A 23,512-nucleotide genomic window follows, 5' to 3' on the forward strand; every position below is an offset into this window, starting at 1 on the left:
CAGGGGGTGCCTGCCTCAGGGGGTGCCTGCTTCAGGGGATCGCGGGCGGGAGGGGGAGGCGGATCGTGAACGCCGTCGAGCCGGGGCGGCTGGTCACTTCGATGCTGCCGCCGTGCGCCCGGACCAGTGAGCGGGCGACCGCGAGGCCCAGCCCGCTGCCGCCGCGGTCGCGGCTGCGGGCCTTGTCGACGCGGTAGAAGCGGTCGAAGACCCGCTCCCGGTCGGCGGCCGGAATCCCGGGCCCGGAGTCGCAGACCCGCACCACCGCCGTCCCGGACCGGCCGACCCGCTCCTCCTCCACCACCACCGTCCCGGACGGGCCGACCCGCCCCGCGAGTGTCGTGTCGGAGGAGACCGACACCTCCAGGCGCACCTTGGTCCCCGCCGGAGTGTGCACGGCGGCGTTGCTGAGCAGGTTGTCGAGGACCTGGCGGATGCGCAGCGGGTCCAGCCGCAGACGCACCGGGTCGGGGCCGGCCGTCACGGACAGTGTGTGGTCGGGCCGGCCCGCGCGGAAGGCGTCCGCCGCCTCCCGCGCCAGCTCCGTCAGGTCCGCGTCCTCCAGCCGCAGCGGTGTCTCCACCTCGGCGGCGTCCAGCCGGGCCAGCAGGAGCAGGTCGTCGAGGAGTACGCCCATCCTGGCGGCCTCGGCGCGCAGCCGGGCCAGGTGTTTCTCACGTTCCTCGGGCTCGTTGGCCGCCGCGTACTGGAAGAGGTCCGCGTAGCCGCGTACGGACATCAGGGGTGTGCGCAGCTCGTGCGAGGCGTCCGCGACGAACCGGCGCAGCCGCTGTTCGGCCTCGGTGCGGACGGCGAGCGCGTCGTCGATGTGTTCCAGCATGGTGTTGAACGCGGTGCGCAGTTCCTCGACCTCGGGTCCGCCCCGTCCTCCCCCGGCCCGCGCCTCCAGCCCCGCGGAGCCGGTCAGGTTGTGCGAGGTGATGCCGCGTGCGGTGTGGGCCATGTCGCTGAAGGGCTGCAGACCGCGCCGCAGCACCGCCCGGCCGATCACGACGAGCCCCAGCAGGGCGAGCGCGAAGGTGACGACCTGGACCGTGATCAGCTGCCGCATGGTGGCCTGCATGTCCTGCATGGGCGCCGCGGTGACCAGGACCACCCCGGGTTCGACCTCGCAGGCGCGTAGCTTGTACGTGCCCCCGCCCGCGAAGTGCGCGGTGCGCACGAGGTGCGCGTCGCCCTCGTCCGGCAGTGCCTGGGCGGCGGCGGCCAGTTCGGCGGTGTCCGGGGGCACGTCGGCGGGCTTGCGCAGCACCGCCGTACCGCCCGAGACGTCGTACACGGCGGTGAACCAGCCGTAGTACGGCCGGCGCTGTACGGTGCCGTGCATCTGGGCGTCCTTGGACTGGGTGACCTGGACGAGCTTCATCTGCTCGCCGAGCTGGCGTTCGAGGTAGTCCCGCATGTACGTCGTCAGGGCCGTGCCGACGACCGCGAACACGACCAGCGACAGCACGCCCATGCCGAGGGCCAGCCGGGTGCCCAGGCGCAGTCGTCGGTGGGTCCCCGCGAGGCGCCTGATCACTCGGCGACCTGCCGCACCACATATCCGACGCCCCGTACGGTGTGGATGAGCGACTCGCCCGTCTCGGAGTCGCCGCCGATGTCGTCCAGCTTGCGGCGCAGCCGGCTGACGACCAGCTCCACGACGTTGGAGCGGCCGCCGAAGCCGTACTCCCAGACATGGTCGAGGATCTGGGCCTTGGTCAGGACGGTGGGTGACTTGCGCATCAGATAGCGCAGGACCTCGTACTCGGTCGGGGTGAGCGTGAGCAGCCGGTCGTCGCGCCGGACCTCACGGGTGTCCTCGTCCATGGTCAGGTCGGCGACCCGCAGGACGGAGCGCTGGAAGCCGGGCCCGGCGGCGCGCCGCAGCACGGTCCGCAGCCGTGCCATGAGTTCCTCCACCGCGAACGGTTTGACCAGGTAGTCGTCGCCGCCCCGGGTGAGGCCCGCGACCCGGTCGGCGACGCCGTCGCGGGCGGTGAGGAAGACGACGGGCACCATCGTCCCGGACTGCCGCAGCCGGTCGAGGACGGCGAATCCGTCCAGGCCGGGCAGCATCAGGTCGAGCACCACGATGTCGGGGTGGAACTCGGCGGCCCTGCGCAACGCCTCCTCGCCGGAGTACGCGGTGACCGCCTGCCAGCCCTCGTAACGGGCGACCGTCGCGACCAGGTCGGCTATGGGAGGGTCGTCGTCCACGACCAGGAGGCGCACTTTTTCCACCTGCTCATAGTGCGTGACGTGGCCGTCGACGCCATAGCCGCCGACGTCTCTGATCCACATCGATAAATACTTGAAAGTTGAGCGACAGGAAAACGACAGTTCCCACCGGCAGGCTCGGTGTCCCCACACCCGAACGAGGAGCTGCCCTCCGTGACCACTGTCGAACGTGTCCAGCCGCCCCCGACGGCGATACGCCCGAAGGTGGTGGCCCGCACCGGGCTGTACGCCCTGCTGGCCGCGAACGCGGCCGTCGTGACCGTGTTCTTCCTCCAGGCCGGGCCCGGCTCGGACACCCTGATCATGCTCGGCCGGCTGGCGGGCCTCTACGGGGCGCTCCTGATGGCCTTCCAACTGCTGCTGGTCGCCCGCCTGCCGTGGCTGGACCACCGCATCGGCATGGACCGGCTGACCTCCTGGCACCGCTGGGTCGGCTTCGGCCTGCTGTGGACGCTGCTGTCGCACGCGCTGTTCATCACCCTCGGCTACGCGGGTGCGGCGTCGGCGTCCTATTGGGACGAGCTGGTGGAGCTGGCCACGACGACCGAGGGTGTGCTGCGGGCGATCGTCGCGCTGTCCCTGATCCTCGTGATCGGCGGGGTGTCGGCCCGCTTCGCCCGGCGCCGGCTGGCCTACGAGACCTGGCACTTCATCCACCTCTACACCTATGTGGCGGTGGTGCTGGCCTTCACCCACCAGGTCGCGGTCGGTACGACCTTCACCACCTCGTCCGCGGCCACCGCCTACTGGTGGGGCCTGTGGGGCGTGGCGCTCGGCTCGGTGTTCCTGGGCCGGGTGGTCCTCCCGGTGTGGCGGAACCTGCGCCACCAACTGCGGGTCTCGGCCGTCGTCCCGGAGTCCGACAACGTCGTCTCGATCTACGTCACCGGGCGCGACCTCGACCGGCTGCCGGCACGGGCGGGGCAGTTCTTCCTGTGGCGGTTCCTGACCAGGGACCGGTGGTGGCAGGCGAACCCGTTCTCCCTGTCGGCCGCGCCGGACGGCAACCGGCTGCGGCTGACCGCGAAGACGGCCGGCGACGGCACCGCGGCCCTGCGGCACCTGAAGGTGGGCACGCGGGTCTTCGCCGAGGGCCCCTACGGCGCCTTCACCACCCTGCACCGCACCCGCTCCGAGACCCTGCTCGTCGCGGGCGGCGTCGGTATCACCCCGATCCGGGCCCTGCTGGAGGACCTGCACGACCACGTGGTGCTCATCTACCGGGTGGCCACGGACCGGGACGCGGTGCTCCTCGACGAACTGCGGGAGCTCGCGTACGCCAAGGGTGCCGAGCTGCACGTGGTGACCGGACCGGCCACGCCGGACAAGCTGGCGCCGCGTGAGCTCGCCCGGCTCGTGCCGGACGTCGCCGAACGGGACGTCTTCGTGTGCGGTCCGCCCGCCATGACGAGCGCGGTACTGCGCACCCTGCGCGACCTGGGCGTGCCCAAGCCGCAGATCCACTTCGAGCGTTTCAGCCTGGCGGGATGAGAGAGACACCGTGAAACGAGCACTGCCTGTAGTGGCCCTGTCCATCGCGGGCCTGATCCCGCTGTGGCGCTACGCACCGTCGAACGGTACGACGACGACCACCGAGATCGCCGCGCCCGCCTCGACCCCGTCCGCGGCCTCCTCCCCGTCGACGTCCTCCGGGTCCTCCGGGTCCTCCGGGTCCTCCGGGTCCTCCGCGTCACCCGAGTCACCCGAGTCACCCGAGTCCTCCGCTTCCGTGTCCTCGTCCTCCCAGGTGGTCCAGGGCTCCACCGTGAACACCGAGAAGGGCGCCGTACAGGTGGAGGTGACCTTCGAGGGCGACAGGATCAGTGCGGTGCGGATGCTCCAGCAGCCGAACCACCCGCAGACCACGGCGGCCGTGCCGAAGCTGATCCAGGAGACGCTCCAGGCCCAGAGCGCCGACATCGACTCGGTGTCCGGCGCCACGATCACCAGCGACGGATACCTCACGTCGCTGCAGGCCGCCCTCGACGCGAAGGGATAGCGGGATGCGGCGCGTCGAACAGGTCATGGGGTTCCCGGTCTCGCTGCGGATCGACGACGAGAGCGCGTCCGAGGAGACCGCGGACCCCGTGTTCGCGTGGCTGCGCGAGGTCGACGCCCGCTTCAGCCCGTTCCGTGCGGACAGCGAGGTGTCCCGCCTTGACCGGGGTGAGCTCACCCCCCCCCCCCCCACGAGCTCAGCCCGGACCTGACCGAGGTCCTCGGCCTGTGCGAGGAGTACCGGATCGCGACCGGCGGCGCGTTCGACGTGCGGCTGCCCGGCCGGGGCCTGGATCCCTGCGCGATGGTGAGGGGCTGGTCGGTGCAGCGGGCCGCGAACCTGCTCACCGGCCGGGGGACTTCCCGGTTCTGTCTGAACGCCGGTGGTGACGTGGTGGCCGCGGGCGGTCCCTGGCGGGTGGGCGTACGCCATCCCGAGCGGGCCGACCGGCTGTGCACGGTGCTGGAGATCACCGACGGCGCGGTGGCGACCTCCGCGCGCTACCGGGATTCATTCGCAGTGCACCGGACTTCAGCCCGATGGTGAAGCGAATCTGATGGTCGCGTCGCGGAGCGTCGCGGATTCCTGTCCGGCGGAGCCGGATGGTGTGGTCGCCACCCGTGGCGCGGAGCGTCGCGAGGGCCGGTCCCGGCAGAGCCGGGCGATGCTCACACGGGCCGGTTCTGCTGTTCGATGTACCGGCGGACCACGGAGAGCGGGGCGCCGCCGACGGTTCCGGCGAAGCAGGACCCGGACCAGAGCTTGCTGGCGCGCCAGTAGTGGCGTACGAGGTCGGCGAACTCCTGGCGCAGGCGGCGGGAGGAGACGCCCTTGAGGGAGTTGACGAGCTTGGTGACGGCGACCCTGGGCGGGAAGTTCACCAGGAGGTGGACGTGGTTGTCCTCGCCGTTGAACTCCACCATCTCGCATGCGAAGTCCGCGCACACCGACCGCATGATCTCCTCCATACGCGTCATCAGATGGGTATCGGTGAACACTCTGTGCCGGAATTTGGTCACGAAGACCAAGTGGACATGCATCACAAAAGCACAGTGCCGGCCAGTTCTGATCTTCTGCATCTCACCGATAACCCAAGTACATAGTGTGGCCGTCATGCAGCTTCGGTACGCCTTCAGGCTGTACCCGGAACCGGGCCAACGCCTCGCGCTGGCCAAAGCGTTCGGGTGCGCCCGCGTCGTATTCAACGACACGGTGCGTGCCCGCGAGGACGCCCGCAAAGCGGGCGCAGCGTTCCCGGCGGCCGGCGAGTTGTCCAGGAAGCTGATCACCGCCGCGAAGCAGACCGCTGCACGGTCCTGGCTGGGCGAGGTCTCCGCGGTGGTGCTCCAGCAGTCCCTGCGCGACGCGGAGGCCGCCTACAAGAACTTCTTCGCCTCCCTCAAGGGCGGGCGGAGGGGCGCGAGGACCGGTGCGCCTCGGTTCAAGTCCCGCAAGGACAGCCGTCAGTCGATCCGCTTCACGGCCAATGCCCGCTGGTCGGTCACCGCTTCCGGGAGGCTGAACCTCCCGAAGATCGGCGCGGTGAAGGTGAAGTGGTCCCGCACCCTGCCCGCGCAGCCCTCCTCGGTCACCGTGGTCAAGGACGCGGCCGGACGGTACTTCGCCTCGTTCGTCGTCGACACCGACCCGGCCGCGGACGCCGCCCGGCTGCCCGGCACCGGCCAGACGGTCGGTATCGACCTGGGCCTGACCCACTTTGCGGTCCTCTCCGACGGGACGAAGATCGACAGTCCTCGGTTTCTGCGCCGGGCGGAAAAGAAACTGAAGAGAGTCCAGCGGGAGCTGTCCCGCAAGCAGAAGGGATCCAGGAACCGCGAGAAGGCCCGCCTCAAGGTCGCCCGCGCCCACGCGAAGGTGGCCGATGCCCGCCACGAGTTCCACCACCAGCTCTCCACTCGGCTGATCCGCGACAACCAAGCGATCGGTGTGGAGGACCTGGCGGTCCAAGGACTCGCACGCACCAGGCTGGCCAAAAGTGTCCACGACGCCGGATGGTCGGCGTTCGTGCACATGCTGGAGTACAAGGCGGCCCGGTACGGCCGGACCGTGGTCAGGATCGGCCGGTTCGAGCCGACCTCCCAGACCTGCTCGGCCTGCGGTATCAAGGACGGACCCAAGCCCCTGAACGTCCGGGAATGGACCTGCACCGCCTGCGGCACCCTCCACGACCGGGACCACAACGCCGCGAAGAATGTCAAAACGGCCGCCGGACTGGCGGTGACAGCCTGCGGAGCGCCGGTAAGACCAGGACTCGTCCCGGCACAGCGCGAAGAAACAGGAAGCCACGGACTCCCGCCCGAACCCCGTGCCGCGTAGCGGCACAGCAACGGACGAGAAGGCCAGAATCCTCGGGCTTCAGCCCGAGGAGCAAGTCAACTCCGGCACTACGACTACCTGACTACCTGCTCCACACCCAGCCCGCCGACACGACGGTCGCCAGGGCGGACGCGACGTTCTACGCCGAGTGACCCGCCGCGGCGGCGTCCCGTTCGAGCACCGGTTGCCCGCCCGCCCTGCCCCCGGTGGCCGGAAAACCCCTCCACCCGCTCGACGGCACCGAGTTCGCGCCGTTCTTCGAAGGAGCCGAGGACCCGGTCCACGCCTGGTTCCGGTGGTCCGAGCCCCGGGTCGTCCTCGGCACCACCGACTCGGGGGTGCCGAATCCGGCCAGAAGGGACGGCGCCACGCAGCTCGACGAGAACGGGGCCGGGGCTCCGTTCGGCTGGTGAACACCACACAGAACGCCTCGCGCATCCCCTGCCGCAGACACCCCGGCACCTTCGGATCCAGCCACAGCCCGGCCGCCCGCGCGGCCGGGCTGCACCGCTGAAAGGGGACGATCGGATTCCACTCCGGGTGTACCGAACGAGCCAACCTACTGGCGAGTACGAATCGCGGCCATTCTCACCCAAGTGGCGAATCCAACCCTTTTGCCCAGCGTGAATTTTCATTATGACTAGGGGAACTGTTGAAGGATTCAATTTACATTGAGGGAAACAACGCGTTTCCGCGTGATCCACACGGCAGACCTGTCCGACTTTTGGTCAGACGGCATCCGCGCAGGCCCAGTCGGGGGTCCGAGCTGCGCGGCGATCGATCAACGACACGCTCAACTCCCCTGAGACAAGCCCTTGTTGCGTACTCGGTCAGGAATCCGCGGTGGCTGTGTCAGCAGTGTTACGTCCGGTAAGTACTGCCTCTTTGAGAGTTTGACTTTCACCGGGATGCTCAATAAGCATGAGCGTGCTTCGCATCGGCTGTCGGCTTGTTGTGAAGCGCAAGCGCTGCCGCTCTCCCCCACCATTCCTCACTCTCGTGCGATTTGGAGCGTTCGCGTGCCTGTGTCGAATTTCGATACTTCCGGCCTGTTTGCCGTAGAGGACATCGTCATCGCCGTGAACCCGTTCGCCGTCCCCTCGGCACGGGTCACCGCGGCCGCCGTGCGGGCCGGCGGTCTCGGGGTGCTCGACCTCACCGCGGGTGGTCGCCGGGCGGCGACGGAACTCGCGCTCGCCGAGGAATGGTCGGCCGCCGGCTTCGGCGTACGGCTCTCGGACAACGATGCCTTTCCCGCGCGGGACCTCCCCGCCTGTGTGCACACCGTCCTGCTGACCGCGGATGCCACCTGCACGCCCGCCGACTTCCCCAGCCACCGCGTACTCGTCGAGGTGACCGGGCACGAGGAGGCCTTACGGGCCGCCGCGGCCGGGGCGCACGGGCTGATCGCCCGGGGCCACGAGGCGGGCGGCCCCATGGGCGAACTGAGCACGTTCGTGCTGCTGCAACAGCTCCTCACCGACGCCGGGTTGGACCTGCCGGTCTGGGCCTGCGGCGGCGCGGGCCCGTACACCGCCGCGGCCGTCGTCGCGGGCGGCGGCGCCGGAGTCGTGCTGGACACCCAGCTCGCCCTGCTCACCGAGGCCGAGGCCGAACTGCCCGCCGGGACCGCCGCGCTGCTCACCGGGCTCGACGGCTCCGAGACCACCGTGGAGGACGGCCGCCGCGTCGTACGGCGCCGGGGTGCCCCGAAGGACGCCGCCGCCCCCGAGGTCGGCCAGGACGGCTTCCTCGCCGCCCGCTTCCAGGAACGCTGGGGCACGGTCCACGCGGCCGTACGAGGCGTACGCGACGCCGTCCTCGACGCGCTGAGGAGCGCGGGTCCCGCCCTCGCTCCGGACGGTACGGGCAGCCACGCCTTCGGGAGCGAACTGCCGGTCGCCCAGGGGCCGATGACCCGGGTGAGCGACCAGGCCGCGTTCGCCGCCGAGGTGAGCGCCCACGGCGGGCTGCCCTTCATCGCCCTCGCGCTCTCCGGCGCCGACCAGACCCGGGCCGTCCTGGAACAGACCAGGGACGCCCTCGGGGACGCGCCCTGGGGCGTCGGCGTCCTCGGCTTCGCCGCCGAGGAGATCAAGGCCGCCCAGCTGGAGGTCGTACGGGAGATCCGCCCGTCCCACGCGATCATCGCGGGCGGCCGGCCCGCGCAGGCCGCCGCGCTGGAGGAGGTGGGCATCTCCACCTTCCTGCACGTGCCCTCGCCGGGGCTGCTGAAGCAGTTCCTGGAGGCGGGCGCGCGCAAGTTCATCTTCGAGGGCGCCGAGTGCGGCGGCCATGTCGGCCCGCGCAACAGCTTCCCGCTGTGGGAGGCCCAGCTCGGGGTGCTCGACGACTTCCTGGCGGGCGCGAAGAACGGCACCGCCGCCGAGCTGCGGCTGCTCTTCGCAGGCGGGGTGCACGACGAGCGCTCCGCCGCCATGGTCACCGCCCTCGCCGCCCCGCTGAGCGCCCGGGGTGCCGCGGTGGGCGTGCTGATGGGCACGGCGTACCTGTTCACCGAGGAGGCCGTGAGCGCGGGCGCGGTGCTGCCCCTGTTCCAGCGGCAGGTCGTCGACGCCGAGCGCACCGACCTCCTGGAGACCGCGCCCGGGCACGCCACCCGCTGTGTGCACAGCCCGTTCACGGACGAGTTCGCCGCCGTCAAGGAGGAGCTGGCCGCCCGTGAGGTACCCGGCCGCGAGGCCTGGGAGCAACTGGAGCAGCTCAACGTGGGGCGGCTGCGGCTGGCCAGCAAGGGCATCGAGCGGGTCGACGGCGAGCTGAGCGCGGTCGGCGAGGACAGACAGCTCGCCGAGGGCATGTTCATGGCCGGCGAGGTCGCCGTGCTGCGCTCGGCCGTCACCACCGTCGGCGAGCTGCACGCCTCGGTCACCACCGGCGCGGCCGGCTTCCTGGCGGCACGGCTGGAGGCCCTGGGCATCGCGGAACCGGCCCTCGAACCCACCCCCGAACCGCTGGACATCGCCGTCGTCGGCATGGCCTGCATGTTCCCCGGCGCCCCCGACCTCGCCACCTTCTGGGCGAACGTCCTGGCGGGCGAGGACGCCGTCACCGAGGTGCCCGCGACCCGCTGGGACGCCGACCTCTATCACGACCCGAAGGGCGCCGGGGAGAAGACCCCGTCCCGCTGGGGCGGCTTCCTCCCCGAGATCCCCTTCGAGCCGCTGCGGTACGGCATCCCGCCCGCCTCGCTGCCCGCGATCGAGCCGGTGCAGCTGCTGGCCCTGGAGGCCGCGCGGCGCGCCCTGGACGACTCCGGCTACGGCAGCCGGCCCTTCGACCGGGCCCGCGCGTCGGTCGTGTTCGGCGCGGAGGCGGGCAGCGACCTGTCCAACGCCATGACCCTGCGGTCCGTACTGCCCGCGTACCTGGGCAGTCTGCCGCCCGCGCTGGACGAGCGGCTGCCGCGGCTCACCGAGGACTCCTTCCCCGGCATCCTGGCCAATGTCATCGCGGGCCGGATCGCCAACCGCCTCGACCTCGGCGGCGCCAACTACACCGTGGACGCCGCCTGCGCCTCCTCCCTCACCGCCGTCGACGTGGCGTGCAAGGAACTGGTGAGCGGGACGAGCGACCTGGTGCTGTGCGGCGGCGCCGACATGCACAACGGCATCAACGACTACCTGCTGTTCGCCTCCGCGCACGCCCTCTCGCCCTCCGGCCGCTCCGCGCCCTTCGACAGCGCCGCCGACGGCATCGCGCTGGGCGAGGGCGTCGGCTGTGTGGTCCTCAAGCGGCTCGCGGACGCCGAGCGGGACGGCGACCGGGTGTACGCGGTCATCAAGGGCGTCGGCAGCGCCAGCGACGGCCGGGCCCTCGGCCTGACCGCGCCCCGGCCCGAGGGCCAGTACAACGCGCTGACCCGGGCCTACCGCAACGCGGGCGTCTCGCCCGCCGAGGTCGGGCTCGTCGAGGCGCACGGCACCGGCACCGTCGTCGGCGACCGCACCGAACTCGGCTCCCTCACCAAGGTGTTCGAGGAGGCCAGGGCCGTACCCGGCGCGTGCGCGCTCGGCTCGGTCAAGTCGCAGATCGGGCACACCAAGTGCGCGGCCGGACTCGCCGGACTGATCAAGACCTCGCTCGCCCTGCACACCGGTGTGAAGCCGCCGACCCTGCACCTCACCGAGCCGAACCCGGCCTGGGACGCGCAGAGCAGCCCGTTCGCCTTCCACACCGAGGCCCGCCCCTGGCCGGCCGCCCCGGCGGAGCGGGTCGCCGGGGTCAGCGCCTTCGGCTTCGGCGGCACCAACTTCCACGTCGTGCTGCGGGCCTACGAGGACGGTCCGCCGCCGGTCACCGCGGCCCAGCAGTGGCCCGCCGAACTGTTCACCTTCCGGGGCGCGGACCGGGCCACGGCCGTACGGGCCGCGAGCGAGCTGCTCACCCTGGTGGAGACGGCCTCCGGCCCCTACGAGCCGTGGCGGCTGCGGGACTTCGCGCTCGCCGCGTCCCGGCGGTCCGAGTCGACCGCCACCCGGGGCGCCCGGGCCTGGATCGCCCTGGTGGCCCGGTCGACCGGGGAACTGACGGCGCTGCTGCGCCGGGCGATCGCGGGCGAACGCGCGCCGAAGGAAGGGCTGTTCATCGCCGACGACGGCGAGACGGGTGAGGTGGCGCTGCTCTTCCCCGGCCAGGGCAGCCAGCGGCCCGGGATGTTCGCCGAGCTGTTCGTGGCGTTCCCCGAACTCCAGCGCGGGCTGCGGCTCGACGAGGCGACGGCCCGGATCCTCTTCCCGCCGACCGCCTTCGACGAGACGGGCCGCAAGGAGCAGCAGGAGCGGATCACCGACACCACCGTCGCGCAGCCCGCGCTCGGTCTGACCGGACTCGCCGCGTTCCAGCTCCTCACCCGGGCCGGTGTGCGCCCGGCGATGGCCGCGGGCCACAGCTACGGCGAACTGGCCGCGCTGGCCGCGGCGGGCGCCCTCACCCCCGACGCCCTGCTGCGGGTCAGCCGCGAGCGGGCCGCCGCCATCCTGGCCGCGACGAGCGACGGCGACTCCGGCACCATGGCCGCGGTCTCCGCGGGCGAACCGGAGGTCGCGGCGGCCCTCGCCGAAGCGGGCCTCGCCGGATCCGTGGTCACGGCCAACCGCAACTCGCCGCTCCAGACGGTCATTTCGGGACCCACCGAGGACGTCCTCAGCGCCGTGGAACGGCTGCGCGCCCAGGGACTCGGCGCCCAGCGCATCCCGGTCGCCTGCGCGTTCCACAGCCCGCTGGTGGCCCCGGCGGGCGAGACCTTCGCCGAGGTGCTCGCCGAAGTCCCCTTCGACTCGCCCGACTTCCCGGTCTGGTCGAACCGTACGGCCGCCCACTACCCGCGGAGCCCCGAGGGGATCCGGGCCGAACTCGCCGCCCAGATCGGCGCGCCGGTCCGGTTCGCCGACCAGATCGAGGCGATGTACGAGGCCGGGGCCCGGGTCTTCGTCGAGGCCGGACCGGGCTCGGTGCTGACCCGGCTGGTGGGCGCGGTCCTCGGTGACCGGCCGCACCGCACGGTGGCCCTGGAGGACGGCCGGCGCACCGGTCTCTCCGGGTTCCTCGCCGCGCTCGCCCAACTGGCCGTCGCCGGTGTGGACGTCAGGACCTCGTGGCTCTTCCAGGGCCGGGACGCGGTCACCGCCGCCGCCCGTGCCCCGCGCCCCAAACGGGCCGCCTGGACCGTCGACGGCCATCTGATCCGTACGGCGGACGGCGCGATCCCCGCCGCCGCACTCCACCCCGCCGAGCGCGTCCCGGAGGCCCTCGTGACTCACAGCAGCTCAGTCGGACCGGGGGCGGCGCCCACCGGCTCCGAGGCCCTGATCAGCGAGTTCCTGCGGACGAGCCGGGAGATGATCGCGGCGCAGCGGGATGTGATGCTGGGGTATCTGGGAGCGGACCCGGGGGTGCGGCCCGCCCTCCCCGCCCCGGTCACCTATGCCGACGCTCCCGTCACCGTGACCGCGCTGCCCGCCGTCCCGGCGTCCGTGGCGGTGCCCACCGCCGCGTCGGTACCCGCCGGGGTGCTCCAGGGTGGCTCGGTGCTGTCGGTCGTGCTCGACGTGATCGGCGAGCGGACCGGCTACCCCGTGGACATGATCGAACCGGACCTCGACCTGGAGGCCGACCTCAGCGTCGACTCCATCAAGAGAGCCGAGATAGCGGGCGAGCTGGCCACCCGTCTCGGGCTCACCGCGACCGGCGACACCGACGTGGAAGAGCTGACGAAGGCCCGTACGGCGGCCGCGATCACCGCGCTGGTCGAGCGGGTCACCGGCCCGGGAGCCGGCCCGGCTCCCGTGGGCGCCACTGCCTCCGTGAGCGCCGCGCCGACCGCGGAGTCCGTCCTCGCGCTCGTCCTCGACGTGATCGGCGAGCGCACGGGCTACCCGGTCGACATGATCGAACCCGACCTCGACCTCGAAGCCGACCTCAGCGTCGACTCCATCAAGAGAGCCGAGATAGCGGGCGAGCTGGCGAGTCGTCTCGGGCTGACCGCGACCGGCGACAGCGACATCGAGGAGCTGGCCAAGGCGCGTACGGCCGCGAGCATCGCCGCGCTGGTGGCGGGCGAGGCGGCCGAGCCCGCCGGCCAGGAAACCGGACCGCAAACCGACCCGGCCGCCCCCGAGCCCGTCGTCGTGGCGCCCAAGCGCCTCGTGATGAAGGAGTTCGACCTCGGCCCCACCGGACCCGCGCCCACCGACGACCAGCTGATCGGCCGCACCTTCCTGTTGCTCGGGCCGTCCGGCCCGCTCGCGGAGGAGCTGACCGCCCGTCTCTCCGTGCACGGCGCGCACGCGGTGGTCGCCGAGGAGCCCCCGGCCGACGGAACGTTCGACGGTCTCGTCCACCTCGTCGCACCGGACGCCCCGCCCGTGCTGCCGGACGTGTTCCCCGTGTACCAGCGGGTGCTGGCGGGCGACCCGCGCTGGGTGCTGGCCACGGGCGCCTCGGCCGGACTGCGCGGCTTCTTCCGCTCCGTCGCCCGGGAGTACCCCGACACCGTGGCCCGGGTCGTGGAGCACGCGCCCGGCACCGCGCCGCAGGACATCGCCGCCGGGCTCGTCGCCGAACTCACCGCGGCCGATCGCGAGCCGGTCGTCCTGCGCTCCCCCGGCACCCGCCGCGGGCTGCGCATGACCGAGGAGGGGCTGGGCCTGCTCGGCAGCACGGGCGCGGGCCCGGCCGGTGACGGTGCCGCCGAGGCCGCCGCGCTCGGCCTCGACTCCGACTCGGTGGTGCTGCTGGTGGGCGGCGCCCGGGGCATCACCGCCCGGTTCGCCGCGACCCTGGCCGCCGCGAGCCGCTGCCGGATCGAGCTGTTCGGCCGGACCGCGCTGCCCGAGGGCGAGGAGGACCCCGCACTCGCCGCCGCGAGCACCACGGGCGAACTGCGCACCGCGCTCATCGCGGGCGGTCTGCGCGTTCCCGCCGAGATCGAGCGGGAGATCGGCCGGATCCAGGCCGTACGCGAGGTGCGCTCCACCCTGCGCGGGCTCGCCGCGCTCGGCTCCGAGGTGCGCTACCGCGCCGTGGACGCGCTGGACGGCGACTCCGTGCGCCGGGCACTGAAGGAGATCCACGCCGAGCACGGCCGACTCGACGGTGTCGTGTACGCGGCGGGCGTGATCGAGGACAAGCTGATCGCCGAGAAGAGCCCCCGGTCGTACGACCGGGTGTTCCGTACGAAGGCCGACGGCGCGCGCGAACTGCTCGACGCGCTGGGCGAGTTGCCGGACGAAGAGGGCCCCCGCTTCGCGGTGCTGTTCGGCAGCATCGCCGCGACCCTCGGCAACCGCGGCCAGTCCGACTACGCCGCCGCCAACGACGCCCTGGAGACCCTCGGCGCCCGCTGGGCGGAGGCCGGTGCGGGCCGCCGCGGGCTGACCGTCCACTGGGGCCCCTGGGCGCCGACCGGCGACGGCAACCACGGCATGGTCACCCCCGAGCTGATGCGGCACTACGCGAGCCGCGGCATCCAGCTCATCGACCCCGAGGAAGGCACCATGAGCCTGCTGCGCGAGCTGGCCTGGGGCCCCGAGGGCGACACCGCCGTCGTCTACACCGCGTCGGGCTGGTGACCGGCGTGACCGGTGCGCGCGCCGAACCCGTCGCGATCGTCGGCATGTCGGTGCTCTTCCCCGGCGCCCCCGACCTCGCCACGTACTGGCACAACCTGGTCTCCGGCGTCGATGCCATCACCGAGGTGCCGCCGGGCCGCTGGGACGCGGACGAGTACTACGCGCCGGGCGCCGAGCCACGCGCCGACCGGGTCTACTGCCGGCGCGGCGGTTTCGTGGACGAGCTGGCCGAGATGGACGTCACCGAGTACGGGATCATGCCGGCCGCGGTCCCGGCCACCGAGCCCGACCAGCTGATCGCGCTGCGGGTGGCCGCGCAGGCCCTCGCCGACGCGGGCGGCCCGGACCGGCTGCCCGCCGACCGGCACCGGGTCGGCGTGGTGCTCGGCCGGGGCGGCTATCTCACCCCCGGCCTGGTCCGGCTCGACCAGCGGGTGCGGACCGCGAGCCAGCTCGTGCGCACCCTGGGCGAGCTGCTGCCCGACCTCGGCGCCGACCAGTTGGAGGCCGTGCGGCAGGCGTTCACCGACCGGCTCGGGCCCGAGGCGCCGGAGTCGTCGATCGGTCTTGTGCCCAACCTGGCCGCGTCCCGGCTGGCGGGCCGGCTCGATCTGCGCGGTCCCGCCTACACCGTGGACGCGGCCTGCGCCTCCTCGCTCATCGCCGTCGACCACGCGGTACGCGAACTCGCCGACCGGCGGTGTGACGTGATGCTCGCGGGCGGGGTGCACCACTGCCACGACATCACCTTCTGGAGCGTGTTCAGCCAGCTCGGCGCGCTCTCGCCGAGCGAGCGCATCCGGCCGTTCCACCAGGGCGCGGACGGGGTGCTGATCGGTGAGGGCACCGGTGTGGTCGTCCTCAAGCGGCTCGCCGACGCCGAGCGGGACGGCGACCGGATCTACGCCGCGATCACCGGTACCGGCGTCGCCTCCGACGGCCGTACGACCAGTCTGATGGCCCCCGATTCCGGTGGCCAGGTCCGTGCGGTCCGTCAGGCCTGGGAGGCCGCCGGGCTCGACCCGGCCGCGCCCGGCTCGATCGGGCTCCTGGAGGCGCACGGCACCGCCACCCCGGCCGGCGACGGCACCGAGCTCACCACGCTCGCCGAGGTGTTCGGGCCGCCGTCGGCGAAGGGCACCGGCGCGGACGAACCGGCCGCCGTCATCGGCTCGGTGAAGTCGATGATCGGCCACACCATGCCCGCCGCGGGCGTCGCCGGGCTCATCAAGGCCGCGCTCGCCGTGCACCACGGGATACTGCCGCCGACCCTGCACTGCGAGGACCCGCACCCGGCCCTGGCCCGCACCCGGTTCACCCCCATCGGCGCCGCCCGCCGCTGGCTGCCCGACACCCGCCAGCCCGTACGCCGGGCCGCCGTGAACGCCTTCGGGTTCGGCGGCATCAACGCGCACGTGGTGCTCGAAGAGGTCGCGGCGCGGACGGTCGAGACCGTCCAGGTGTACGAACCGGAACAGGTGCTGCGGCTGACCGCGCCGAGCCCCGAGGCGATGGCCGCGCTGCTGGACCGCTCCGACTCCGCGATCCTCGCCGCCGGACTCGACGAACGCGCGCCCACCTCCGACCCGGTACGGCTCGCCGTCGTCGGGCCCACCGCGAAACGGCTGGCGCTGGCCCGCAAGGCGGTCGCCAAGGGCAAGGGATGGCGGGGCCGCAACGACGTGTGGTTCGTGCCGCGCCCCCTGCTGGGGCCCGGCGGCGGGAAGCTCGCGTTCGTCTTCCCCGGTCTTGAGGCCGAGTTCGCGCCCAACTCCGGGGACATCGCCCGGCACTTCGCACTGCCCTGGTCACGCGCCGTCGCCGACGCCACCGTGGGCGACGTGGGCCGGCAGGGCACCGGCGTCTTCGAACTCGGGCGGCTGCTCGACAGCGCGCTGCGCAGGCTCGGCGTCGTACCGGACGCGCTCGCCGGACACAGCCTCGGCGAGTGGACCGCGATGGCCGTCGCCGGCATCCACGCGCCAAAGGAGGTCGACGCCTTCCTCGCCCGCTTCGACCCCGACGCGCTGAGCGTTCCGGGGCTGGCCTTCGCGGCGATCGGCGCACCCGCCGAGCAGGTGCTGACGGAGCTGGCGGGCCGCACGGACGTGGTCCTCTCCCACGACAACGCGCCCAACCAGTCGATGATCTGCGGCCCGGAGCCCGCCGTGGCCGAACTCGTCGCCCTGTTCCGGTCCCGGGCGGTGGTCTCGCAGATCCTGCCGTTCCGCTCCGGCTTCCACACGCCGATGCTGGAGCCCTACCTCGGCCCGATCAAGGAGGCCGCCGAGACCTACACCCTCCACCCGGCCGCGCTGCCGCTGTGGTCCGCGACGACCGTCGCCCCCTATCCGCACGAACCGGCCGCCGTCCGTGACCTGTTCATCCGCCATCTGCTGGAGCCGGTCCGCTTCCGGCCGCTGGTGGACACGATGTACGCGGCGGGCTTCCGCGCGTTCGTCCAGCTCGGGGCGGGACAGCTCGGTTCGCTCATCGCCGACACCCTGCACGGCCGCGACCACCTCGTGGTCCCCGCACACTCCCCGCACCGCTCGGGTCTGCCCCAACTCCACCGGGTGGCGACCGCGTTGTGGGCCGACGGAGCGGCACCGGACCTCTCCCCGCTGCTGGGCAGGGCCTCGGCCGCGCCCGCGCGCCCCGGGCGCCGGGCGGGCCGGCCGGTCCGGCTGGACCTCGGCGGGGCCAACATCTCCCTGGACGCGGAGACCCGTCGGCGGGTGGGCGCCACGCTGACCCGCCACCACCGCACCCCGGCCGCCGCCGCCCAGGACCTCGGCGGCCTCGGCGCCCTCGACGAACAGGGCCTGCTGGGCGCGGAGTTGTCCGCACTGCTGCGGGACGCGACAACGCTCGCCTCCGACGTGGTGAGCGCGAGCCGACGTGGCCCCGGGGCCACCCGTGCCGGTGCCGCGCCCGGTCCCCGTACGGGCGCCACAGTGGGCGCCACGGCCGTCACGAACGCACCCGGCCCTCGCCCGTCCGCGCCCCCCGTCCCCGGGCCCGGCCCCGGTCCCCGGCCCCTCGAAGCCACCCTCCACGTCTCCGTCGACACCATGCCGTACCTCCTGGACCACTGCTTCTTCCGGCAGCCCGAGCGGGCCGAGCCCGCCGACCGCTGGCCCGTGGTCCCGGGCACCACCGTGATCGCCCACCTCATGGACTTCGCCGAGCGGGCGGCCCCCGGCCGCCGCGCCGTGGCCGTCCACGACGTACGGCTGCACCAGTGGATCACCGCCACTCCGGCGGTCGACATCCCCGTACGGATCGTCCCCGAGGGCCCCGACCGGGTCGCCGCCTCGCTCGGGGCATTCGCCCGGGCGGTGGTCGAACTCGCCCCGGAGGAACGGCGGTCCACGCCTCCCGCACCCTGGACGTTCCCCGCCACGCAGGAGGAGAAGCCCGAGCTGACGGCGGCGGAGCTGTACTCGCACCGCTGGATGTTCCACGGGCCGCGCTTCCAGGGCGTGAGCGAGCTGACCGCGGTCGGCGAGCGGCACGTACGCGGGGTGCTCGTCACCCCGCCCGCGCCGGGCGCCCTGCTGGACAACGTGGGACAGCTCCTCGGCTACTGGATCATGGCGCGGCAGCCGGTGCGGACGACGGTGTTCCCGGTCGGTATGAAGGAGATCCGCTTCCACGGCCCGCACCCCGCTCCCGGCGAGCGCCTGGAGTGCCTGATCCGGATCACCTCGGTCACCGACGCCACGCTGGAGGCCGACATGCAGCTCGTCCACCGGGGGCGGGTGTGGGCGGAGTTCCGTGGCTGGCAGGACCGCCGTTTCGACAGCAATCCGCGGATCCGCAAGGTGGACCGGGAGCCCGAGCGGTACACGCTGTCGCGGATGCAGCCCGGCGGCTGGGCGCTGGTCCACGAGGAGTGGCCCGATCTGGCCACCCGGGAGCTGATCATGCGGAACATCCTGGCGGGCGAGGAGCGCGAACGGTACGCGGCGCACGCCCCGCGCGGCCGTCGGCAGTGGCTGCTCGGCCGGATCGCCGTCAAGGACGCGGTGCGGCAGCTGATGTGGGACGACGGCGCCGGTCCCGTCTACCCCTCCGAGGTGCGGGTCGGCAACGACCCGGCCGGCCGCCCCTTCGTCACCGGCGGCTACGGCAGGACCCTGCCCGCGCTGCATGTCTCGATCGCCCACCGCGGCGAGACGGCCGTGGCACTGGCCAGGACCGAGGGGCCCTGCGGCATCGACATCGAGGAGGTCACCGACCGCCCCGAGGGCACCCTCGACGTCGTCCTGACCACTCCCGAGCGCGAGTTGCTCCACACCCTCACCCGGGTGCCCGGAGCGGCCCCGCAGCGCCTCTGGTTCACCCGTTTCTGGGCCGCCAAGGAAGCCGTCGCGAAGGCGCGCGGCACCGGACTCGGCGGCGAGCCCAAGCGGTTCGAGGTCACCGCGGCCGACGACACCGCACTGACGGTCCGCACCGCGGAGGAGGAGTACCGCGTGCGGCACCGTGCGCTGACCACCCCCCAGCCGTCCGGCCGGCCCGGCACCGAATACGTCGTGGCCTGGACGGCCGTCAACGATCAGGAGACCGAAGATGACCACTGAACTCGACCGCCCCGTGGCCCCGTCGGACGGGGAACGGACCACGGCGGCTCCCGACCAGGAGACCGTACTCGCGGACATCTCGGTCATCCTGCGCGCCGTGCTGGAGGAGTACGGGCTCGACGACTCCGAGATCGCCCTCGACACGTCCTTCCACGACGACCTCGAACTGGAGAGCATCGATCTCGTCACCCTCTCCGCCCAGCTGCGCGAGTTCTACGGCGAGCGCGTCAACTTCGCCGCGTTCATCGCCGACCGCGGACTTGAGGAGATCATCGCGCTGACCGTCGGCGATCTCGTCGGCCATGTCGTGGACTCGCTCGGCGTCGACTCGCCCACCGCCGCGGAGGTGGGCTGACCATGGCGGCCATGCGGGTGAACGGCATCGACGTACACGTCCAGCGGCTGGGCCACGAGAGCGGTTCCCCGCGCCCCGTCGTGGTCCTCATCCACGGCCTGCTCATCGACAGCCTCGCCAGCTACTACTTCAGCCTCGCGCCGCAGCTCGCCGAGGAGGGCCTCGACGTCGTCATGTACGACCTGCGAGGACACGGCAAGACCTCCCGGCCGCCGACCGGCTACCGGATGGAGGACTTCGTCGGCGACCTCGACGGGCTGCTCGACGCGCTGGCGATCGAACGCCCGGTGCATCTGGTCGGCAACTCCTTCGGCGGCGCCGTCGCGTACGCCATGGCCGCCGCCCGCCCCGAGCGGGTCGCCAGTGTCATCGCCATCGAGGCCGAGCCGCCCGCCCGGACCTGGGCGGAGAGCATGTACGAGGGTCTGGTCGGCGAGCAGGGCGGCCTGGTCGTCCAGGAAGTCACCCAGTGGCTGCAGGAGAACCCGGGCGAGCGCAACGCCCGGCCGTTCCGCGCGGCGGGCCGGGTGCTCGACGAGACCGCGCTCGCCCAGGAGATCCCGCTCAGCACGCTCCTCGACGAGGACCTGTCCGCGATCCGCTGCCCGGTGTTCGCCATCTTCGGCGGCGCGTCCAAGCTCTCCGCCCAGACCGGGATGCTGGAGGCCTCGCTCGCCGACTGCCGTACGGTCGTGCTGCCCGACCTCGGTCACTCGGTGCTGGTGGAGGCCACCAAGGACACCTACGCCCTGGTCCGCGACTGGCTGCTCGGCCAGGAGGCGCACACGCTGCGGGAGGCGCTCTAGATGGGCAGGTTCCTGTTCGTGGTGCCCCCGCTGGTCGGGCACGTCAACCCGGCCGTGGGCACCGCGGCGGCACTCGCGGCCCGTGGGCACGACATCGCCTGGGCGGGCCATCCCGAACTCGTCCGCGCTCTCGCGGGCACCGACGCCGTCGTCTTCTCCTGTGCCCTCCCCGAGGACGCGCTGTCCCGGCCCGCCGATCTGAAGGGACCCGCAGCCTTCCAGTTCCTCTGGGAGAGCTTCCTCGTCCCGCTGGCGGACGCGATGGCGCCCGGAGTGCGGGCGGCGATCGAGGCGTACGACCCCGATGTCGTCGTCTGCGACCAGCAGGCGGTGGCGGGCGCGCTGGTCGCCGAGTCGCTCGGGCGGGTCTGGGTGACCTCGGCCACCACCTCCGCCGAACTGGTCGACCCACTGGCCGGCATGCCCAAGGTCGCGGCCTGGCTGGACGGACTGCTGGTGGAGTTGCGCGAGCGGATCGCGGACGGCTCCGGCACCGCGGACCCCCGCTTCTCGCCGCACGGCGTCCTCGCCTACACCTCCCGCGCGCTGGTCGGCCCGGTCGAACTCCCCGACCAGGTCTGGCTGGTGGGCCCGTCCGTCGCCGCCCGCTCCGGGAGCGGCCACGACTTCCCCTGGGCCTGGCTGGACGAATCCGCCCTGCCCGTCGTCCTGGTCAGCCTCGGCACGGCCAACAACGACGCGGGCGCCCGCTTCCTGAACGCGGCCGCCGAAGCCCTGGGCGGGGCGGCGGACCGGCTGCGGGCCGTACTCGTCGACCCGGGCGGCCTGGTCGAGGGCCCCCTCCCCGCGAACATCCTCGTCCGCCCGTACGTGCCGCAGCTCGCGCTGCTGGAACGGCTCGACGCGGTCGTCTGCCACGCCGGGCACAACACCGTCTGCGAGGCGCTGTGGCACGGCGTCCCGCTCGTCGTCGCGCCGATCCGGGACGACCAGCCGATCGTGGCCGGTCAGGTCGTGGACGCGGGCGCCGGGGTACGGCTGCGGTTCGGGCGCGCCGACGCGACCCGGATCCGCGCGGCCGTCGAGGCCGTCCTCGACCCGGCGCAAGGCCACCGCGCGGCGGCCCGGTCCGTCGGCGAGTCCTTCCGCGCCGCGGGCGGCAGCGAGTCCGCCGCGGCCCGCCTCGAAACCCTGTCGGCCGAGCCGGCCGTGACCGGAGCCAGCGGCGCATGAGCGAGAACAACACGACCGACGACCTGACGGCGACCGGCAGACACCGCCCCGGCGGTCTCCCGCCGGCGGCCGAAGCGCCCGGGCCGGGGCCGAAGACGGGCCGCACGGCGGGCCGGACGGACAAGGCCTCCGGGCAAGGCCACCCGGGCGCCCCCACCGGCACCCTGGCCGCCCTCATCGGCTACGCCCGACCGCACTGGCGGGTGCTGCTGCTGTCCCTCGTCCTCACCCTCCTGGCCAGTGTGTCGGGGCTGGTGCAGCCGAAGTTCGCGCAGGCGATCCTGGACCGGCTGGACGACGGCGGCAGCGTGGCCACGCCGGTCGCCCTGCTCGCCGTGTTCCTGGTCGCGGGCGCCCTGCTCACGGGTCTCAACGCCTGGCTCCAGCAGCGGACCTCGGAGCGGGTGGTCCGGCAGGTGCGGCGCGGCCTGGTGCACCGGCTGATCCGGCTGCGCGTCGCCGAGCTCGACCAGCGGGCCCCCGGCGACCTCATCGCCCGTGTCACCTCCGACAGCACCCTGCTCAAGAGCGCCGCCACCGAGGGCCTGATCATGACGGTCAACGGCGTCCTGACCTTCGCCGGGGCGCTGTTCATGATGGCGACGCTCGACGTGCGTCTGCTCGGCGTCACGGTGCTGGTGCTGACCCTGGTCGGGGTCGTGATCACCGTCATCCTGCCCCGGATCAAGGCCGCCGTGGCCCGCTCCCAGGCGTCCGTCGGCGCGGTCGGCGCCGTGCTCGACCGCACCCTGGGCGCGGCCCGCACGGTCAAGGCCAACGGCGCCGAGGGCCGCGAGACGGGCGCCGCCGAGGACGCGGTCGAGGAGGCGTACGCGGCCGGGCTGGTCGGCGCCCGCTACAGCGCCCTGGTCACCATGGTCGGCGGCGCCGCCATCCAGACCTCGTTCCTGGTCGTGCTCGGCGTGGGCGGCACCTTCGTGGCGAACCGCACGATGTCGGTGTCCGAGCTGATCGCCTTCCTGCTGTACGTGTTCTTCCTGGCGAGCCCCGTGTCGCAGCTGGTCGGCGGCGCCGCCCAGCTCCAGCAGGGGCTGGGCGCGGTGGGCCGGATCCAGGAGGCGGGCGCGCTGCCGGTCGAGGACGACATCGACGCACCGGCGCCCGCGCACACCCCCGCCCACGCCGCACCGCCCGCCGTCGAGCTGACCGGTGTCGAGTTCGCCTACCCCGGGCGGGTCCCCGCCCTGCGCGGGGTGAGCTTCACCGTCCCCGCCGGCACCCGGACCGCGCTGGTCGGTCTGTCGGGCGCGGGCAAGACCACCCTCTTCTCGCTCCTGCAGCGCTTCTACGAGCCGACCGCCGGCACGATCAGGATCGGCGGCCAGGACATCGCGGCCCTGCCGCGCGCCGAGGTCCGGCGCCGGATCGCGTACGTCGAGCAGGACTCCCCGGTGATGGCCGGCACGCTCCGCGAGAACCTGCTGTACGCGGCGCCCTCCGCCACCCCGGAACAGCTGACCGAGGCGCTGGCCGTCACCCGTCTGGACGGCCTCCTCGCCCGCTTGCCCCAGGGCCTGGACACCCCGGTCGGCCCGCGCGGTGTGACCCTGTCCGGCGGCGAGCGACAGCGCCTCGCCATCGCCCGCGCCCTGCTGCGCCGCCCTCAGGTGCTGCTGCTGGACGAGGCGACCGCCCAGCTCGACGCCCGCAACGAACAGGCGCTGGGCGAACTCGTCGCGCGCACCGGAGGCCGCTGCACGGTCCTGCTGATCGCCCACCGGCTGTCCACGGTCACCGACGCGGACCAGATCGTGGTCCTGGAGCACGGCGACGTCCGCGCCGTCGGCACCCACCACTCCCTGGTCGACGACGACGACCTCTACCGCGAACTGGCCGCCACCCAGCTGCTGGCGGCCGAGCCCCCGGCGTGAACG

Annotated in this window: 13 protein-coding genes and 1 pseudogene; 11 read left to right on the plus strand and 3 right to left on the minus strand. The window is 73.1% G+C overall.

Annotation, left to right across the window (positions count from 1 at the left end):
- Positions 1-31: 31 nt before the first annotated feature.
- The gene (locus RV986_RS11575) at positions 32-1,543 is read right to left on the minus strand and encodes a sensor histidine kinase (protein WP_475917304.1); all 1,512 of its coding nucleotides are present in this window, start codon (positions 1,541-1,543) and stop codon (positions 32-34) included.
- Positions 1,540-2,307, minus strand: a complete 768-nt coding sequence (locus RV986_RS11580) for a response regulator transcription factor (protein WP_475917305.1) — start codon at positions 2,305-2,307, stop codon at positions 1,540-1,542. Before RV986_RS11580 ends, RV986_RS11575 begins: the two co-directional genes overlap by 4 nt.
- A gap of 90 nt (positions 2,308-2,397) precedes the next feature.
- Between RV986_RS11580 and RV986_RS11585 the strand changes: the two genes are divergently transcribed.
- From RV986_RS11585 to RV986_RS11595, 3 genes and pseudogenes are all read left to right on the plus strand, one after another.
- A complete protein-coding gene (locus tag RV986_RS11585) occupies positions 2,398-3,735 on the plus strand; it encodes a ferredoxin reductase family protein (protein ID WP_475917306.1) in 1,338 nt (445 codons plus the stop codon).
- Positions 3,736-3,745: 10 nt separating this feature from the next.
- Entirely contained in the window at positions 3,746-4,243 is a 498-nt protein-coding gene (locus RV986_RS11590) for an FMN-binding protein (protein ID WP_475917307.1), read from the plus strand.
- A 4-nt stretch (positions 4,244-4,247) separates the two neighbouring features.
- Positions 4,248-4,747, plus strand: a pseudogene (locus tag RV986_RS11595) (FAD:protein FMN transferase); the annotation flags it as partial.
- A 164-nt stretch (positions 4,748-4,911) separates the two neighbouring features.
- Here RV986_RS11595 and tnpA read toward each other — a convergent pair.
- Positions 4,912-5,358: an IS200/IS605 family transposase gene (gene tnpA / locus RV986_RS11600; protein WP_475917308.1), complete on the minus strand. Its 447-nt coding sequence runs from the start codon at positions 5,356-5,358 to the stop codon at positions 4,912-4,914.
- Between tnpA and RV986_RS11605 the strand changes: the two genes are divergently transcribed.
- The 8 genes from RV986_RS11605 to RV986_RS11640 all read left to right on the plus strand — a co-directional run bounded on the left by RV986_RS11605 (position 5,357) and on the right by RV986_RS11640 (position 23,509).
- Positions 5,357-6,580 carry an RNA-guided endonuclease InsQ/TnpB family protein gene (locus RV986_RS11605; protein ID WP_475917309.1) on the plus strand — a complete coding sequence of 408 codons (1,224 nt, stop codon included), beginning with the start codon at positions 5,357-5,359 and terminating at the stop codon, positions 6,578-6,580. The genes tnpA and RV986_RS11605 overlap by 2 nt on opposite strands.
- A gap of 206 nt (positions 6,581-6,786) precedes the next feature.
- Entirely contained in the window at positions 6,787-6,993 is a 207-nt protein-coding gene (locus tag RV986_RS11610; protein ID WP_475917310.1) for a hypothetical protein, read from the plus strand.
- Between the two features lie 606 nt (positions 6,994-7,599).
- Positions 7,600-14,673: an SDR family NAD(P)-dependent oxidoreductase gene (locus RV986_RS11615; RefSeq protein ID WP_475917311.1), complete on the plus strand. Its 7,074-nt coding sequence runs from the start codon at positions 7,600-7,602 to the stop codon at positions 14,671-14,673.
- A 5-nt stretch (positions 14,674-14,678) separates the two neighbouring features.
- Positions 14,679-19,262: a beta-ketoacyl synthase N-terminal-like domain-containing protein gene (locus RV986_RS11620; protein ID WP_475917312.1), complete on the plus strand. Its 4,584-nt coding sequence runs from the start codon at positions 14,679-14,681 to the stop codon at positions 19,260-19,262.
- On the plus strand, positions 19,252-19,617 hold the full coding sequence (locus RV986_RS11625) for an acyl carrier protein (RefSeq protein ID WP_475917313.1): 366 nt from the start codon (positions 19,252-19,254) through the stop codon (positions 19,615-19,617). Before RV986_RS11620 ends, RV986_RS11625 begins: the two co-directional genes overlap by 11 nt.
- 2 nt (positions 19,618-19,619) lie before the next feature.
- The gene (locus RV986_RS11630) at positions 19,620-20,423 is read left to right on the plus strand and encodes an alpha/beta fold hydrolase (protein ID WP_475917314.1); all 804 of its coding nucleotides are present in this window, start codon (positions 19,620-19,622) and stop codon (positions 20,421-20,423) included.
- Complete coding sequence (locus RV986_RS11635; protein ID WP_475917315.1) at positions 20,424-21,617, plus strand: glycosyltransferase; 1,194 nt, start codon at positions 20,424-20,426, stop codon at positions 21,615-21,617.
- Entirely contained in the window at positions 21,614-23,509 is a 1,896-nt protein-coding gene (locus RV986_RS11640) for an ABC transporter ATP-binding protein (RefSeq protein ID WP_475917316.1), read from the plus strand. Before RV986_RS11635 ends, RV986_RS11640 begins: the two co-directional genes overlap by 4 nt.
- Positions 23,510-23,512 lie beyond the last annotated feature (3 nt).

This window comes from Streptomyces sp. RLA012, assembly GCF_056270325.1.

Excerpts from the sequence above, each read along its gene's own strand:
- RV986_RS11580 (WP_475917305.1), bottom strand. The coding sequence starts at position 2,307 with ATGTGGATCAGAGACGTCGGCGGCTATGGCGTCGACGGCCACGTCACG.
- RV986_RS11605 (WP_475917309.1), top strand. The coding sequence starts at position 5,357 with ATGCAGCTTCGGTACGCCTTCAGGCTGTACCCGGAACCGGGCCAACGC.
- tnpA (WP_475917308.1), bottom strand. The coding sequence starts at position 5,358 with ATGACGGCCACACTATGTACTTGGGTTATCGGTGAGATGCAGAAGATC.
- RV986_RS11625 (WP_475917313.1), top strand. The coding sequence starts at position 19,252 with ATGACCACTGAACTCGACCGCCCCGTGGCCCCGTCGGACGGGGAACGG.
- RV986_RS11630 (WP_475917314.1), top strand. The coding sequence starts at position 19,620 with ATGGCGGCCATGCGGGTGAACGGCATCGACGTACACGTCCAGCGGCTG.
- RV986_RS11635 (WP_475917315.1), top strand. The coding sequence starts at position 20,424 with ATGGGCAGGTTCCTGTTCGTGGTGCCCCCGCTGGTCGGGCACGTCAAC.
- RV986_RS11640 (WP_475917316.1), top strand. The coding sequence starts at position 21,614 with ATGAGCGAGAACAACACGACCGACGACCTGACGGCGACCGGCAGACAC.